The 14,878-nt window shown below is 65.8% G+C and carries 14 protein-coding genes; 4 read left to right on the top strand and 10 right to left on the bottom strand.

The features are described 5' to 3' along the window. The first annotated feature begins 75 nt into the window (after positions 1-75). The 3 genes from AC2YJX_RS05160 (at position 76) to AC2YJX_RS05150 (ending at position 4,442) form a co-directional block, all read left to right on the top strand. On the top strand, positions 76-1,701 hold the full coding sequence (locus tag AC2YJX_RS05160) for a peptide chain release factor 3 (RefSeq protein WP_055393087.1): 1,626 nt from the start codon (positions 76-78) through the stop codon (positions 1,699-1,701). A gap of 366 nt (positions 1,702-2,067) precedes the next feature. Further along, complete coding sequence (locus AC2YJX_RS05155) at positions 2,068-3,531, top strand: hypothetical protein (RefSeq protein ID WP_487255473.1); 1,464 nt, start codon at positions 2,068-2,070, stop codon at positions 3,529-3,531. Between the two features lie 107 nt (positions 3,532-3,638). Next, the gene (locus AC2YJX_RS05150; RefSeq protein ID WP_487255750.1) at positions 3,639-4,442 is read left to right on the top strand and encodes an HAD-IIB family hydrolase; all 804 of its coding nucleotides are present in this window, start codon (positions 3,639-3,641) and stop codon (positions 4,440-4,442) included. 112 nt (positions 4,443-4,554) lie between these two features. Here the strand turns inward: AC2YJX_RS05150 and AC2YJX_RS05145 are convergent, their stop codons facing one another. The 5 genes from AC2YJX_RS05145 to AC2YJX_RS05125 form a co-directional block, all read right to left on the bottom strand. Continuing rightward, positions 4,555-5,796, bottom strand: a complete 1,242-nt coding sequence (locus AC2YJX_RS05145; RefSeq protein WP_487255472.1) for an ROK family transcriptional regulator — start codon at positions 5,794-5,796, stop codon at positions 4,555-4,557. A gap of 13 nt (positions 5,797-5,809) precedes the next feature. Beyond that, entirely contained in the window at positions 5,810-6,262 is a 453-nt protein-coding gene (locus AC2YJX_RS05140) for an RbsD/FucU family protein (protein ID WP_487255471.1), read from the bottom strand. A gap of 10 nt (positions 6,263-6,272) precedes the next feature. After that, positions 6,273-7,079, bottom strand: coding sequence for an ATP-binding cassette domain-containing protein (locus AC2YJX_RS05135; RefSeq protein WP_487255470.1), 807 nt, complete (start codon positions 7,077-7,079; stop codon positions 6,273-6,275). Between the two features lie 2 nt (positions 7,080-7,081). Beyond that, positions 7,082-8,041 carry an ABC transporter permease gene (locus AC2YJX_RS05130; RefSeq protein ID WP_055393070.1) on the bottom strand — a complete coding sequence of 320 codons (960 nt, stop codon included), beginning with the start codon at positions 8,039-8,041 and terminating at the stop codon, positions 7,082-7,084. A gap of 165 nt (positions 8,042-8,206) precedes the next feature. Further along, positions 8,207-9,220 carry a substrate-binding domain-containing protein gene (locus AC2YJX_RS05125; protein ID WP_487255469.1) on the bottom strand — a complete coding sequence of 338 codons (1,014 nt, stop codon included), beginning with the start codon at positions 9,218-9,220 and terminating at the stop codon, positions 8,207-8,209. 136 nt (positions 9,221-9,356) lie between these two features. On the opposite strand from AC2YJX_RS05125, the gene AC2YJX_RS05120 reads away from it, so the two are divergent. Further along, complete coding sequence (locus AC2YJX_RS05120) at positions 9,357-10,394, top strand: PfkB family carbohydrate kinase (RefSeq protein WP_487255468.1); 1,038 nt, start codon at positions 9,357-9,359, stop codon at positions 10,392-10,394. 24 nt (positions 10,395-10,418) lie between these two features. Here the strand turns inward: AC2YJX_RS05120 and AC2YJX_RS05115 are convergent, their stop codons facing one another. From AC2YJX_RS05115 to AC2YJX_RS05095, 5 genes are all read right to left on the bottom strand, one after another. Beyond that, positions 10,419-11,900: an NYN domain-containing protein gene (locus AC2YJX_RS05115; protein ID WP_487255467.1), complete on the bottom strand. Its 1,482-nt coding sequence runs from the start codon at positions 11,898-11,900 to the stop codon at positions 10,419-10,421. A 72-nt stretch (positions 11,901-11,972) separates the two neighbouring features. Continuing rightward, a complete protein-coding gene (locus tag AC2YJX_RS05110; RefSeq protein WP_487255466.1) occupies positions 11,973-12,935 on the bottom strand; it encodes a Bug family tripartite tricarboxylate transporter substrate binding protein in 963 nt (320 codons plus the stop codon). Between the two features lie 165 nt (positions 12,936-13,100). Continuing rightward, positions 13,101-13,532, bottom strand: a complete 432-nt coding sequence (locus tag AC2YJX_RS05105) for an Lrp/AsnC family transcriptional regulator (RefSeq protein WP_055393104.1) — start codon at positions 13,530-13,532, stop codon at positions 13,101-13,103. Between the two features lie 178 nt (positions 13,533-13,710). Next, on the bottom strand, positions 13,711-14,067 hold the full coding sequence (locus AC2YJX_RS05100) for a hypothetical protein (RefSeq protein WP_487255465.1): 357 nt from the start codon (positions 14,065-14,067) through the stop codon (positions 13,711-13,713). A gap of 201 nt (positions 14,068-14,268) precedes the next feature. After that, positions 14,269-14,775, bottom strand: a complete 507-nt coding sequence (locus AC2YJX_RS05095; protein WP_055393055.1) for a hypothetical protein — start codon at positions 14,773-14,775, stop codon at positions 14,269-14,271. Positions 14,776-14,878: the final 103 nt, after the last annotated feature.

Here is a 14,878-nt window from a genome sequence, read left to right as displayed (position 1 = left end):
TCAAACCCTGGTTTGCTACAGCCCCTTCGGGTTCATGCAACAGTCGCTACTTCAACTACTCGCCCCGGAACCTCTGTGTCTTACGCCCCCGAAACCCGGCGCCGCCGTACCTTTGCCATCATTTCCCACCCCGACGCCGGTAAGACGACGCTGACGGAAAAGCTGCTGCTGTTCTCGGGCGCAATCCAGATCGCGGGCGCCGTCAAGGGTCGCAAGGCCAGCCGCCACGCCACCTCCGACTGGATGGAAATCGAAAAGCAGCGCGGCATCTCGGTGGCCAGCTCGGTGATGCAGATGCTGTACCGCGAGCACGTGATCAACCTGCTCGACACGCCCGGTCACAAGGACTTCTCGGAAGACACCTACCGCGTGCTCACCGCCGTGGACTCGGCGCTGATGGTGATCGACGCCGCCAACGGTGTGGAAGCACAGACCCGCCGCCTGATCGAGGTTTGCCGCCAGCGCGATACGCCCATCATCACCTTCGTGAACAAGATGGACCGCGAAGTGCGCGACCCACTGGACATCATGGACGAGGTGGAGCGCGAGCTGGGCATGCCCTGCTGCCCCATGACCTGGCCCGTGGGCCAGGGCAAGAGCTTTGGCGGCATCATCAACCTGCGCACCAAGACCATGACGGTGTTCGAGTCCGGCAGCGAACGCCGCCCGCAGGACTTTGAAGCCATCCCCTTGTCGGACGAGGCGACTCTGCGCGCACGCTTTGGCGCCGAGTTCGACGCCGCGCTGGAGAGCATGGAACTGGCCGTGGGCGCATCGCCCGCGTGGGACCATGAAGCCTTCCTGGCTGGCAAGCTCACCCCCGTGTTCTTCGGCTCCGGCGTGAACAACTTCGGGGTGATGGAAGTGCTCGATGCCCTGGTGGACATGGCCCCTCCCCCCGGCCCGCGCGTGAGCACGCTTGAAGTGAACAAGCAACCCGTGGTGAAGACCATCCAGCCCGAAGACGAAGGCTTTGCCGGGGTGGTGTTCAAGGTGCAGGCCAACATGGATGCCAACCACCGCGACCGCATCGCCTTTGTGCGTGTGGCCTCGGGCAAATACACGCCGGGCATGAAGCTCAAGGTGCAGCGCACCTCCAAGGAGCTGCGCCCCACCAGCGTGGTGACCTTCATGTCGCAACGCCGCGAGGCCGTCGAAGAAGCCTACGCAGGCGACATCATTGGCTTTACCACCCACGGCGGCGTGCAGCTGGGCGACACCATCACCGATGGTGCCAACCTGCAGTTCACCGGCCTGCCCTTCTTCGCGCCAGAAATGTTCATGACCGTGGTGCTCAAGAACCCCTTGCGTACCAAGCAGCTCCAGCAGGGCCTTGCCCAGCTGGGCGAGGAAGGCGCGATCCAGGTCTTCAAGCCCGACGCAGGCGGCAACATGCTGCTGGGCGCCGTGGGCCAGCTGCAGTTTGAAGTGGTGCAGCACCGCCTCAAGGCCGAGTACGACGCCGACGTGCGCCTGGAAGGCTGCCAGTACACCGGCGCGCGCTGGATCACCGCCGACAACGCGGCCGACCTGCGCGCGTTCACCGACGCCTACCCGCTGCGGCTGGCGCACGACGCGGCCGACACGCTGGCCTACCTGTGCACCAGCCCGTATGACGTGCGCCTGGCGCAAGAGCGGTTTCCGAAGATCCATTTCCACCCGCTGCGCGAGCATGCGGGGTTGGCGCTGCAGGGCGCATAGCCCGCACAAGAGGGGGAAATTCTTGCGCAGTCAGCCGATCAATTTCTCCATGGCGCCGCTTTGCACCAGGACTGGCATCGGCTCCACCATTTCCGCACTGGCCCTGGTCGGTGCGGACTTGCTGCTGAAGACTTGGACCCGAGGGCGTGATGTGCCTAGGAGTGTGTGCAGCAGAAGGCATCGAAGCGAAACGTACGAAAACCGAGGATCGCGTGGTGCTACCGACAAGCCCAGGGTGGGCCCCTGGGCGCAGGAGGTGGTACCACGCGAGACCGGTTTATTGCGCGTTGCAGCCGATGCTCCTTCTGCCGCCCACACTCCTAGCCACTACATGCCTGCAGCGCTCAACTTCCTGCGTCATTGGCAATGGACGCTCCAGCATTGAAAGCCGCGCGCCACGCGCTGCGCGAGCACATCGACCGCCATCCCTGGATCGAGTGTCTCAGCGCCACACTGCTTCTGTCTTTGCTCACCCTGCTGGTGCATGGCGCATCACTCCAGGGATCTTGGCGCTGGGATGACGGCGCTCACCTGAGCTACGCCGCCCAATACACACCCTGGCAATATTTCTTGGAGCCCCACATTGCCCAGGGGCACTCCAGCGCCAATGTCGCTCCATGGAACCTGCTGTTCTACGACATCAACCTGAGCTTGTTCGGCATGGCCGCCACTGGCCACTACGCGCACTTGCTGCTGCTCGTGGGGCTGGGAGCCGCGTTGTTCTATGCCGTGTTGCGAGAGTGGGTGGAGCCCCTGCCCGCGCTGATCGGCGCCGTTGCGCTGTTGCTTGGCAAGCCCACTGCCCACATCGCGGCGGGCCTGATGCATGGGCACTATGCGACCGGCTTCGTGTTCGCCATGCTGTCGATACTGGGCTGGACCCGGTATCTCAAAGGCGGGCGCGGATACTGGCTGGGGCTGTCGGCCCTGGCCTACCTGCTGGCGACTACCTGCAAGGAAGTCTATGTACCCCTGGTCGTCCTCTTGCCCTTCCTGCCCGTGGGCACGTGGCCGCAACGGGTGCGCGCACTGATACCGTTTGTGCTGATTGCACTGGTCTACATAGGGTGGCGCTACCTGCTACTGGGGCGCCTCGTGGGCGGCTACAGCCAGGGAGTTTTCGATGCCAGCGAGGCCCTGCGCCAGTTGCTCCGGGTTCCCAAATTGCTCCTCGGCTCCAAACCGCCCGGCAACATCCTTGCCGTTGTATTTCTCGGCCTTCTGTGCCTTGCGGCTGTGAAGCGCCGCCTCCATGCGCCTGTGTTCTTCGTGTCCTTGGGCATCGTCCTGCTGCCGCTGATACCGCTGACGGCCTTTCCGGGAATTCACAGTCCGGACCGCTACCTGTTCGTGCCGTGGGTGGCGTTTTCAGCCTGCCTGGCGGTCATCTGGCCGCGAGAGACGCGCCCGGTTTTTGCCCTTGTCGGAGGCGCAGCGCTTGTTGCGGCCCTGGCAGGTGTGCACGCGCAGGAGAAACAGGCGCTCAGGCCCAACCTGGCGTATTGGGACACGCTGTACCGCTTTGCCCTGTCGCTCGACAAAGAGCGGCAGGCCATATTCGTAGTCCCAGAGTTCGGAGGCACCGATGATGGATACAAACGCTCTGTACTGACCCGCGCCAGAAACACCGCCGACCTGTTTGCGCCAAAGCCGCAGCCAGGCGATTTGCACGTCGTGGACGAAATGGGCCGTGGCCTGGAACAGGTCCCTTTGGCCACCCTGCAGCTATTCGAGTTCCGTGGCGGGGACATGATGCCCATGCCCCCCGAAAGGGTCGCAGAAAAACTCCCGAGCCTGGCGCGTGGGCAACCTGCCCAAAGTGTCCGTTAGAAGCAGCCATCTCTTCGTCCACAGAAAAAGGTGCAAGCCCGAGCGACAGCCCTCCGCGACTTTCACCAACGCCCCCTCTCGCCATCCCCATGCCTTCTCGTTCCCCCATGCTTCCGTTGAGTACCTGGAATCCTCCCGCCCGCCTCGTCGGCCTGCTCACCGACATCGACGACACGCTGACCACGGAGGGGGTTGTGCCTGCGCACGTGGTGCAGGCGATGGAGTCGCTCAAGGCCCGGGGACTGGCCGTGATCCCCATCACGGGTCGCCCCGTAGGCTGGAGCGAGCCCTTTGCGGCCGCCTGGCCTGTGGATGCCATCGTGGCCGAGAATGGTGCTGTGGCCCTGCAGCGCTCTCTGGACAAGCGCGATGCGCTATTAAAACGATATCAACAGGATGCAGCCACGCGCGCAGCCCATTTCGCCCGCATGCAGCAAGTGCTGGCTGACATCGAAGCCAGGGTGCCCGGCGCCCGCCGCGCGACCGACTCGCCCGGACGCGAAACGGACATCGCCATCGACCACAGCGAGTTCACACACCTGCCCCAAGAGCGGATCGACCAATGCGTGGCGATCCTGCGCGCCGTAGGCATGAACGCCACGGTGAGCAGCATCCACATCAACGGCTGGTTCGGGGCGCACAACAAGCTGGAGGGCGCGCGCTGGATCGTGCGCGAGTTGCTGGGACGCGACCTCGACGCGGAGATCGACCGCTGGGTGTATGTGGGCGACTCGACCAACGACCAGCTCATGTTCGAGCACTTCCCCCACAGCGTGGGGGTGGCCAACATCGCGCGCTTTGTGCCACAACTGCAGCACCTGCCGCGTTATGTGACCCAAGGCGAACGTGGCGCGGGGTTTGCCGAAGTGGCGCAGGCGATCCTGGCGGGTCTGGATCGCGGCGGGAGCTGAGCCTGAAGCAGCCTTGGCCGAGAAATTTGAATAAAAATACGGCCTAGCGCTTGATGGATAAGCGCAAATAGCTATATTTCTAATAGCAAAACTTCGCAGTCCCATGCCTTTCTCAGGCCTTGAGGAAGATGTCCGTATCTGGCGCAAAGCAGGCGTGCAAGGGCAGCAGCGCCCCGCCCAGCGCGCGGGCGTCCGAGCCCATGGTGCCCAGCTCCAGCCGGGGCGGCTGGTGCAGGCCTTCCCAGTTGTAGTCGGCCAGCGCGTGGCGGGCACTCTCGCACAGGGCCTGCAGCAGCTCGGGGGCTGCGGCGCCATCGACCACCACGGCATCCAGGTCCAAAAACGCGGTGGCCGAGACGATGCAATGCGCCAGGCCCGCCGCAGCGCGCGCAATCCAGCCCCGGCTGTGTTCCAGCCACGGGGCCTGCAGCACACGCTTGTCGTAGGCGGCCATGGGGTCGAGGCCGTGTTCGCGAAAGCGCTGCTCCAGCTCCCACAGCGAGGCCTGGCTGATGAGCTGCGCAGGCGCCTGGCCCGGCTGGGCGGGTGACAGCGGCAGCGAGGCCACCGCGCCCGCATTGCCATGCAGGCCCCGGTGCAGGTGCGAGTTGATGACCAACCCGCCGCCCACAAAGGTGTCCATGAACAGGTACAGAAAACTCGGGATGTCGCGCCCGCGCCCCTGCAGCAGCTCGGCGACGCAGGCAGCGGAGGTGTCTTTGGCAAAGCTCACGGGCAGCTCGGTCATCTGCTGCACCTGCTCAGCCAGGTCGATGTTGTTCCAGGCTTCGGACTGCGCCTCGGTGAGCCCCAGCATGCGGTGCCAGCCACCGAGCTGGAACGGCGCGGCCACGCCCACCCCTACCACGCGCGAGCGCAGCGGACCCAGGCCGTCGAGCAGCTGGTTGAGGTGCGTGCGGATGGCGGGCAGCAGCACGTCGATGTCGGGGAAGGCGTAGTCGAGCACGATGCGCTCGCGCACATGGCCGGTGAAGTCCACCAGCAGCCAGTCGGCGCTGCGGCGGCCAATCTTGATGCCGATGGCAAACGCGCCATCAGGGTTCAGGCCAATGGGCACGGAGGGCTGCCCGACACGACCGCGCACCGGGGCCTCGCGGCGCAGCAGCTGGTCTTCGTCGAGCCGCGCGGTGATCAGGCCGATGGTCTGGGCCGTGAGGCCGGTGACCCGCGCCATCTCGGCCTTGGCCAGGCTGCCGTGGGTGCGCAAGGCCTGCAGCACCACGCGCTCGTTGAACTGGCGCAGCCCCACATGGTTGGATCCGCGCTGGCGCAGCAGCGCAGGGCTGGCGGCGGCGTTGTCAACGGCGGGTGGAGATGCGTCGGTGTCCAGCATGGTGATGAATCGGTCAGGCGTTGAGAGTGTCGCCGATGACGCCCTTGCGCAGCAGGAAGTTGCCCCAGGGCTGCAGCTCGCCAGTGACGACGATGGCATAGGCCTTTTTGACGCGCTCGTAGAACGCAAAGCGCTCCACGCCTTCAGCCTGCGCGCTGGCCACGCCCTCGCGCGCCAGCACGTCCATGGTTTCACGCTGCAAGGCCGATCGGTACGGCACCTCGGTACCGCCCACCTGCATGTAGGCCACGGGGTGCGGCACGTCCTGCGCCAGCGGCAGCACGCTGGCCACGGCCTGCACAGCGCGCACCATGCCAATGCCGGGCAGGCGCAGCACGGGCTTGCCCGCGCCCAGGCTCATGGCGGTGAAGTTGGCGTCGGCCAAAACGATGGCGTCGTCGTGGCCCATCTCGGCCAGCACCTTGAGCAGCTCGGGGGTCAGCAGAGGGTCAATGTTCTTGAGCATGGCGTTGTCTTCAGGCAAGGCATTCGGCGGGCAGGTCGGTGGCCGCCATGGCGCCCGTCATCACGGCCACGGTATCGCTCATGCTGATCTTCTTGGGGTTGACGACGGCGGCGCGCTTGCCCAGGCGGGCGATGTGGATGCGGTCGGCAATCTCGAACACATGGGGCATGTTGTGGCTGATGAGGATGACGGGCAGGCCCTTGTCGCGCACGCGGCGGATCAGCTCCAGCACCATGTTGCCCTCCTTCACGCCGAGGGCGGCGGTGGGTTCATCCATGATGACAACATGGCGCGCAAACGCTGCCGCGCGCGCCACAGCCACGCACTGGCGCTGGCCGCCCGAGAGCGTCTCGACCGCCTGCGTCATGGAGCGGATGCCGACCTTCAGCTCGGCCATGCGGGCCACGCTTTCTTCGAGCATCTTTTTCTTGTCGAGCATGCGCAGCGCGCTGCCCAGCAGTCCGGGGCGGCGCAGCTCGCGGCCGAGGAACAGGTTTTCGGCAATCGTCATGGCCGGGGCCACGGCCAAGTCCTGGTACACGGTTTCGATGCCCGCGCGGCGTGCGTCGATGGGGCTCTTGAACTGGATGCGCTGGCCGTCGAGCAGGATCTCGCCTTCGTCGGGCACGGTGGCGCCCGACAGCGCCTTGATGAGACTCGACTTGCCCGCGCCGTTGTCGCCGATCACGGCCAGGATTTCACCGGCGCGCAGTTCAAAGTCGGCGCCGTCGAGTGCAGTAACTTGGCCGTAGCGCTTGACCAGGCCCTTGGCCTGCATGACCAGCGGCGCGTTCGTGGTGTGTGGGGAGTTGGTCATGATCAACGCACTCCTTTGCGCGAGAGTTGGTCGGTGGCCACGGCCAGGATCACGAGGATGCCGGTGACGAGGATCTGGTAGACCGACGACACGCCCATCAGCGTGAGTCCATTGCGGAACACGCCCACGATGAGCGCCCCCACCAGCGTGCCCAAAATCATGCCGCGCCCGCCAAACAGACTGGTGCCGCCCAGCACCACGGCGCTGATGGCGTCGAGGTTTTCGGTCTGGCCCGCGTTCGGGTCACCCGCGCCAGTGCGGGCCACCGACAGCACCGACGCGATGCCGTAGAACAGGCCGGCCAGCACATACACGCCCAGCAGCACCTTGTCGGTGGCAATGCCAGTGAGGCGCGTGGCCTCGGGGCTGTTGCCCACGGCGTACACATGGCGGCCCGGCGCAGTCTCGCGCAGCGCAAACCAGGTGACGAGGTACAGCACCAGCATGAGCACCGCGCCCCAGACGATGGCGGTCTGCCCCAGCTGGAAGGTGTTGCCCAGTGCGGTCATGCCAGCGGGGATGTCGGTGATGGTCTGCGCGCCCGAGTACAACTGCGTGGCGGCAAACGCGATGTTGAGCGTGCCCAGCGTCACGATGAAGGGAGGCAGCTTGATCTTCGTGACCAAGAGGCCGTTGATCAGGCCGAACAGCATGGTCACCGCCATGCCGCACGCAATCGCCACGGGGGCCGAGAGGCCGTAGTCCGCCGCCATCTTGGTCATCACGATGCCGCCCAGCGCCATCACCATGCCACACGACAGATCAATGCCCGCCGTGAGGATGACCAGCGTCTGGCCAATGGCGATTACGGCCACGACCATGACCTGCTGCAGGATGAGCGCGAAGTTCTGCGCGGACAGAAAACGTTCGCTCTGCGTGGCAAAAAAGGCGCACGCCAGGATCAGCGCGATGAACGGCCCCAGCGTGGCCAGGGGCGGTAGTTTGGAAGCGGTCGAGGACATGGCGGCTCCGTGCGGGTGGACAAAGGGGGCGCTCAGAAAGCAGTTGACGGTTGGGAGCCGATCGCAAAACTCAGCGAAGCGGTTCTGGCTAGGCGCTGCGTCGCAGGCAGTACGGTAGTACGACAAGACGCAGCAACGACGCCAGAAGAGTTTTGAGAACGGCTCTTACTTGGCGCCCCAGCACAGGTCGGTGCCGGTCTTCACATCCTTGCTATCCACGCCCGCCAGGGGCTTGGCAGCGATCAGCGTCACACCGGTGTCGGTGTAGCCGCTGACCTTCTTGCCGGTCTTGGCGTATTCCACGCCTGCCGCCACGCCCATCGCGGCCATGCGCAGCGGGTACTGCTGGCTGGTGGCGGCGATCACACCCTTGCCCACGTCGGCGATGCCTGCGCAGCCACCGTCCACCGAGACGATGAGCACGTTCTTCTCCTTGCCTGCGGCCTTGAGCGCGTTGTAGGCACCGGCTGCGGCGGGCTCGTTGATGGTGTAGACGATGTTGATGTCAGGGTTCTTCTGCAGGCAGTTTTCCATGCCGGTCTGGCCCTTGGCGCGGTCACCAAAGCTGTCGGCCATGCAGACCACTTCGGCGGGGCGCGACAGCTCATTGCTCTTGGCATCGTTGGCCTGCAGGCCAAAGCCCTTCAGGAAACCGTTGTGCCGCTGCGCGCCCACCGGGTGGCCGGGGAACAGGTCCAGCGTGGCAATCACGGGCTTCTTGCCTCCAGCGGCGGCCTTGGCGTACTGGCCGATCAGCTCGCCCGCCTTGTAGTTGTCGGTGGCAAACAGCGCGTCCGTCGCATCCATGGGCTCGGTGGGACTGTCGAGCGCAATCACCATCACACCGCGCGCCTGCGCCTTCTTGATCGCGGGCACGATGGCCTTGGCGTCGCTGGGGGTGATGAGGATGGTCTTGGCACCGGCGGCGATCAGGTTCTCCATGGCCGTGACCTGGCCCGCGTTGTCGCCATCGGTCTTGCCTGCGGCCGACACCAGCTTGGCACCCAGCTTCTTGGCCTCGGCCGTGGCGCCCTCTTTCATCTTCACAAAGAAGGGGTTGGTCTCGGTCTTGGTGATGAGGCCGATGACGGGCTCGGACGTCTGCGCCTGGGCCAGGCCGCAGGCCAGGGCGCCGGTGAGGGCAAGGGCAGAAAGCGCGAAGGCGGGGGTGCGTTGCATGGTGTTGTCTCCGGGTGTTGGGATGGCAGATTCCTGTCGGCCCCGTACTGCGCGGCTGGCAGGTGAACCACTCTTGTCGGGTGGATGGGATCGAACTATAGTGGCCGACGAGTTAATAAATCAAGTGGATTTACTTATGGTTTTCCCTATCCAGTCCGCCGACTCCAGCCCCGCCCACACCACACCGCCGCTGCGGGTGGCCACGGCGGGCGAGGCCTTGTTTGACCTGATCGAAGAGCCCGATGGCCGCCTCAAGCCCTGCGCGGGCGGCGCGGTGTACAACCTCACGCGTGCGCTGGGCCTGCAGGGCGTGGGCACGCTGTACCTCAACCCGCTGTCGGGCGACATGCTGGGGCGACAACTGGCGCGCGGCCTGCACGATGCTGGCGTGGCCCTGGCAGCGCCCACGCCGGTGCGTGCGCCCAGCGCGCTGGCACTGGCCGCACTGGATGCCGAGGGCAAGGCCAGCTACAGCTTCTACCGCGACGGCGTGGCCGACCGCCAGGTGACGGCCGCCGCGCTGACGGCTGCTTGCGCCGCATTGCCTGAGCTGCAGGTGGTGGCCACGGGCTGCCTGGCGCTGGTGGCACAGGACGCAGCCATCTACCAACCCTGGCTGGCGGCGCAGCGCGCAGCGGGCAGCATGGTGGTGGTGGATGCCAACCTGCGCCTGTCGGCCATGGACGATGCCGGTGCCTACCGCGCCAATGTGATGGCCGCGCTGCAGCACGCCCACCTCATCAAGGTGAGCGACGATGACCTGGAAGCGCTGGCTGTTCCGGGCGCCAACGCATTGGAGCGCGCCCGCTATCTGCAGCAGCAAACACAGGCCCAATGGCTCGCGCTCACGCTGGGGCCGGAAGGTGCCTGGCTGCTGCAGCGCGACGGCCTGGCCGTGCATGCGCGCGAAGAAGCGCCGATCACGGTGGTGGACACCGTGGGCGCAGGCGACTGTTTTCTGGCGGGTTTGATCACCGCCTGGCTGGCAGGGCCTGAGCGTGGGGAGGAAGCGCGGGCCCGTGGTGCGGAGGGCTTGACGGCTCCGGTCACCGAAGCCCGGTTGCGCGCCATGCTGCTCCACGCGCTGGCCAGTGCCGGCCACTGCGTGGAGCGCGCGGGCTGCACGCCGCCGCGTTACGAGGAAGTGCGCGAAAGGCTGGCGTTGCGGCGCTGAGCGACCGCAGCGGGCCGATATCCCTTACTCAGCCGGCTTGGCTGCCGGTTTACGGGCTCGGCTGCGAGGACGGGCAGCGGGTGCCTTGGCGGGTGTGGCGCCTTCTGCCTCGGCGGCGGAGGCCTCGGGAGCGGCAGTAGAGGACTCGGCACTTACCTCCCTCCCTCCAGCACGCGCGCTGCGCGCAAGGGGCGTGGCGGCCTTGCGGGGGCTGGCGCCGGGCTTTGCGCCGTCTCCACTGCGCGCGCGGCTGCGGCGAGGGGTGGCGGCTTCGGGGCCATCGTCCTCGGTGGATGCACCGCCTTCCGGCGTGTCCGCACCCTCTTCCACTTCGGAGCGCATTTCTTGCAGCGGGGTGGAGTCGATCACCGGCTCTGGCGGCGCAGCCTCGGGGGCAACGGACTGGCTGAAGTAGCGGCTGGCCGGACGCTCTACAGGGGTATCGGCCTGTTCGGCCTCAAGGTGTTCGTGGCGCTGCGGGGAGCGCGTGTCTGCCCGGTCCGGGCCCTCACCACGACGCCCTCGGCTGCGGCCCGATGGGCCCTGCTCTTCGCCGCCGTCCGAACGCAGGTCAGGCGCCGTCGCCACCGCATGGAAGTCGTGCCGTGTGGCGCCGCCCTGGCTGGCGCGCTCGCCCGCGCCCTCTGACCTGGCGGGCGCCGCTGTTGCGCTGGGCTGACCATGGCTGCGGAACACATACGCACCCGATTTTTCATCGCGCCCAAACTCCAGCAGCCCACGCGCCTGCGCTTCCTCCAGCAGGTTGCCAAAGGTGCGAAAGCCGTAGCGGCCTTCGCTGAAATCGGGCTTGCGGCGCTTGATGGCCTCCTTGAGCACCGAGGCCCAGATCTTGCCGGTGTCGCCGCGCTCGGACAGCAGGGCTTCAAACGTTTCGGCCGCCAGCTCCACGCCCTGGGTGCGGCGCGCGTCCTGGCTTTCCTTGCGGCTGCGCTCCTCCTCGGGGCTGCGGCGGGGTGCTGGTGGCGGGTTGCTGCCAGGGCTCTGGCGGCGGGCCTGGGCGCGCTGGTTTTCGCGCACCAGGTCGTCGTAGAAGATGAATTCGTCGCAGTTGGCAATCAGCAGATCGGACGTGGACTGCTTCACGCCCACGCCGATCACCTGCTTGTTGTTCTCGCGCAGCTTGGACACCAGCGGCGAAAAGTCCGAGTCGCCGCTGATGATGACGAAGGTGTTGACGTGCGACTTGGTGTAGCAGAGGTCCAGCGCGTCCACCACCAGGCGGATGTCGGCCGAATTTTTGCCGGACTGGCGCACATGGGGGATCTCGATCAGCTCGAAATTCGCCTCGTGCATGGTGGCCTTGAAGCCCTTGTAGCGCTCCCAGTCGCAATAGGCCTTCTTGACCACGATGGATCCCTTGAGCAGCAGGCGCTCCAGGATGGGCTTGATGTCGAACTTTTCGTACTGCGCATCGCGCACGCCCAGGGCGACGTTTTCAAAGTCGCAGAACAGGGCCATGCTGATGCTGTCGGAGGGGGATGCCATATCGTGTGTGAGTTCCGTTCAATGCTGCGGATCATCACACGGAACGCATAGCCCCCTCCAAAGGGAGTGGCCTCAGGTGGGTTTGGCCAAGCCCAGTTTCTCGACCAGCGCCTTCTCGCGGGTGAAGGTGTCCTGCGCAAACTTCTTGTACGCCGCCGTGCTCATGTACATCGGCACCATGTCATAGCGCGCCAGGGCCGTGCGATAGCTCTCCTGCTCCATGGCCTGCTTGAAGGCATCGTGCAGGCGCTTGACCACCGCATCGGGTGTGCCCTTGGGCGCGCCAATGCCAAAGGGAGAGTTCTGCACCAGGTTCAGGCCCAGCTCCTTGAGCGTGGGCGCATCGGGGAACTTGGCCAGGCGCTCGGCGCCCCAGGTGTTGAGCACGCGCAGCTTGCCGGCCTCAACCTGCTGCGCAAAGCCGGTGGAGTCGGCAGCCGCCATGATCTGCCCGCCCAGGATGGACTGCATGAGGTCGGCGCTGCCCTTGTAGGGCACATGCAGCAGCTCGATGCCCAGTTGCTGCGCAATCAGCTCCATGGTCAGGTGCGGGCTGGTCATGGTGCCGGTGGAGCCGTAGCTGAGCTTGCCGGGGTTGGCCTTGGCCCAGGCCACGAAGTGCGTCCAGGTCTTGAGCGGCGAGTCGGCGGGCACCACCAGTCCAAACGCGTAGCCGGTGACGTTGAGCACGTAGCTGATGTCCTTGACCGGATCCCAGTTGATCTTGGTGGTGTAGGGCAGGCGGAACACGCCCAGCGGAATCTGCGCCACCGTGTAGCCGTCGGCAGGCACGGTTTGCAGCGCCTGCGCAGGCAAGGTGCCGCCCGCGCCGGGCTTGTTTTCGACAATCACGGTCTGCCCGAGGATCTTGCTGGCGTTGTCAGCCAACGCGCGCATGGTGATGTCGGTGGGGCCGCCCGCCGGGAAGGCGATGATCAGCTTGATGGGTTTGTTGGGAAAGCTCTGGGCCTGCGCCAGGAATGCGGGGGCGGCGAGACTGGCGGCTCCCCATTGGATGATCTGGCGACGTTGCATGGCGAGGCTCCTCAAAACGAAAGACAAAAGATTCGCTCATTGGACTGCAGCCCCTCGCGCGGGGCATGCAGGAAACCCCCTAGCCTCTGTCACCAAGGCGGCAGCGCGGCTGGGGCAGGATGGTTCCCGCAACGCGCCGGTAGCGCGCAACACCGCAGGCGTTTGTCACACTTTGTACGTGGACAGCAGCAGGCTGGTTTCCGTGTTGGCAATGCCCGGCGTGAGGCGGATGCGGCCCAGCGCCGCATCGAATGCCTCCAGGCTTTCGGCGCGCACCTCGGCCACGATGTCCCAGCGGCCGTTGGTGGTGTGCAGGGTGCCCACCGTGGGCTCACCGCGCAGCGCATGGATGACAGCGGGCGCCGCATTGCCCTCGACCGCGATGCTCATCCACGCACGGATGCGCTGGGGCTCCGAATCGGGCCGCAGCCGCACGGTATAGCCGACGATGACACCGCCCTCCTCCATCTTGTGCAAGCGGTTCTGAACGGTGCCGCGCGATACACGCAGCTTCTGCGCCAGCGTGGCCACGGGGGTGCGTGCGTCGGCGCGCAGGATGCTGAGGATTTCGCGGTCGGTGTCGTCCAGTTTGGTCATGGCAGGCTCTATAGCTGGCAGTTCGGCAATTTTCTGTGCATTGTGGCCCTGCAAGCTGGCACGGGCATTTCTTCCGCCCGGCGCAACGCGGACGACTTCTCACGCTGACTCTGGATCAGGAAGGCCGGCAGCGCCCGTCTAGAAAGCATCAAACGCTATCAAAACCATAGCTCCTGCATCACAACGAATCCGTGGGACGCGGGGCCTGCGCATCCAGCCGCGCATCGCAACCCACGCCCGATGCGATCCAGCGCCGGGCCAGCGCAGACAGTGCGCGCACAGCCCAGGGATGGGACAGGCCGGTGACACCACCGGGGTCGGCCACCATGCCACACCAATAGCGCTGGTCAGCATCGCTCCAGCGCAGGGCCGTGCAGGCCCCCTTGCGGCGCCGTGACACCAGCATCCCCAGCGGGCAGGGCTCCGCCAGGCAGCACAGCCCACAGCCATTGCAGGGTGCGCCTTCTGCGGGCTTGGCGGGTGCTGCGGGATGCAACCACACCACGGTGGGGTGAGCAGGCAGTTGTTCGGGCATGGGGGTGCAAAGGGAACATGCGCGAGCGGCAAATGCCCCCGCGCTCCACGGTGCATTGTGCGGCCCCATTACCGCCGCGCGACTGGCTGCACGACCGCAGGCCCCAACAAAAAAGCCCCCGCTGCGATCACAGCGGGGGCCAAACCGGTCGAAGGGACCGGGGAGGGAGACAAGTAAAGAGGGAATGAAACTGCCGCCGGATCAGCAGCCCAGCGGCCGGTTCGGGCGCATGGGCACGATGCCGGTGACGCGCAAGGTGGCGTTCGAGCCATCCGTGGCTGTCAGCGTTTTTCCGCTGAAGCGCACCTGGTCGCTCTCGCGTACCACCGCCGTGTCAGTCGGCTCGCCGCTGGCGTATTCCTTGCCATCAAAGGTCAGGAAGACCTGGTGCAGGCCCGTCGCATCGGGGCGATAACGGATGTCGCCAAAGGCGGTGGCCGAAGAACCCACCTTGTTGGCCCCGTCAAAGCGGAAAGCACACAACTCGGGCACCGAGCCGATGGGGTTTTCCTTGTCCACGCCGGTGAGGTTCAACGTGCCGTTGCCGTACACACCGTTAAGACCGTCCACCGTAGCGCTGGTCACGGTCAGCACACCGGGTTCGTTGCTGGGTGTTGGGTCATCGTCATTGCCGCCGCCGCAGGCGACCAGCAGCACAGAAGCAGCCGCAAGGGCAGTACAGGTCTTGAGGAAATGAAAAGCGTTCATGGTGATGGGCGTCCGTAGATGTGGATGGAAGGTGGGGAGCCGATCCCCTGCAACCCATCGTAGGAAGCCCACCCCCCGCAGCGCGTGCGCCATATTCCGCGTT

This window comes from Acidovorax sp. SRI_002 (genome assembly GCF_057586455.1).
This window is presented reverse-complemented; position numbering and strand designations above follow the sequence as displayed.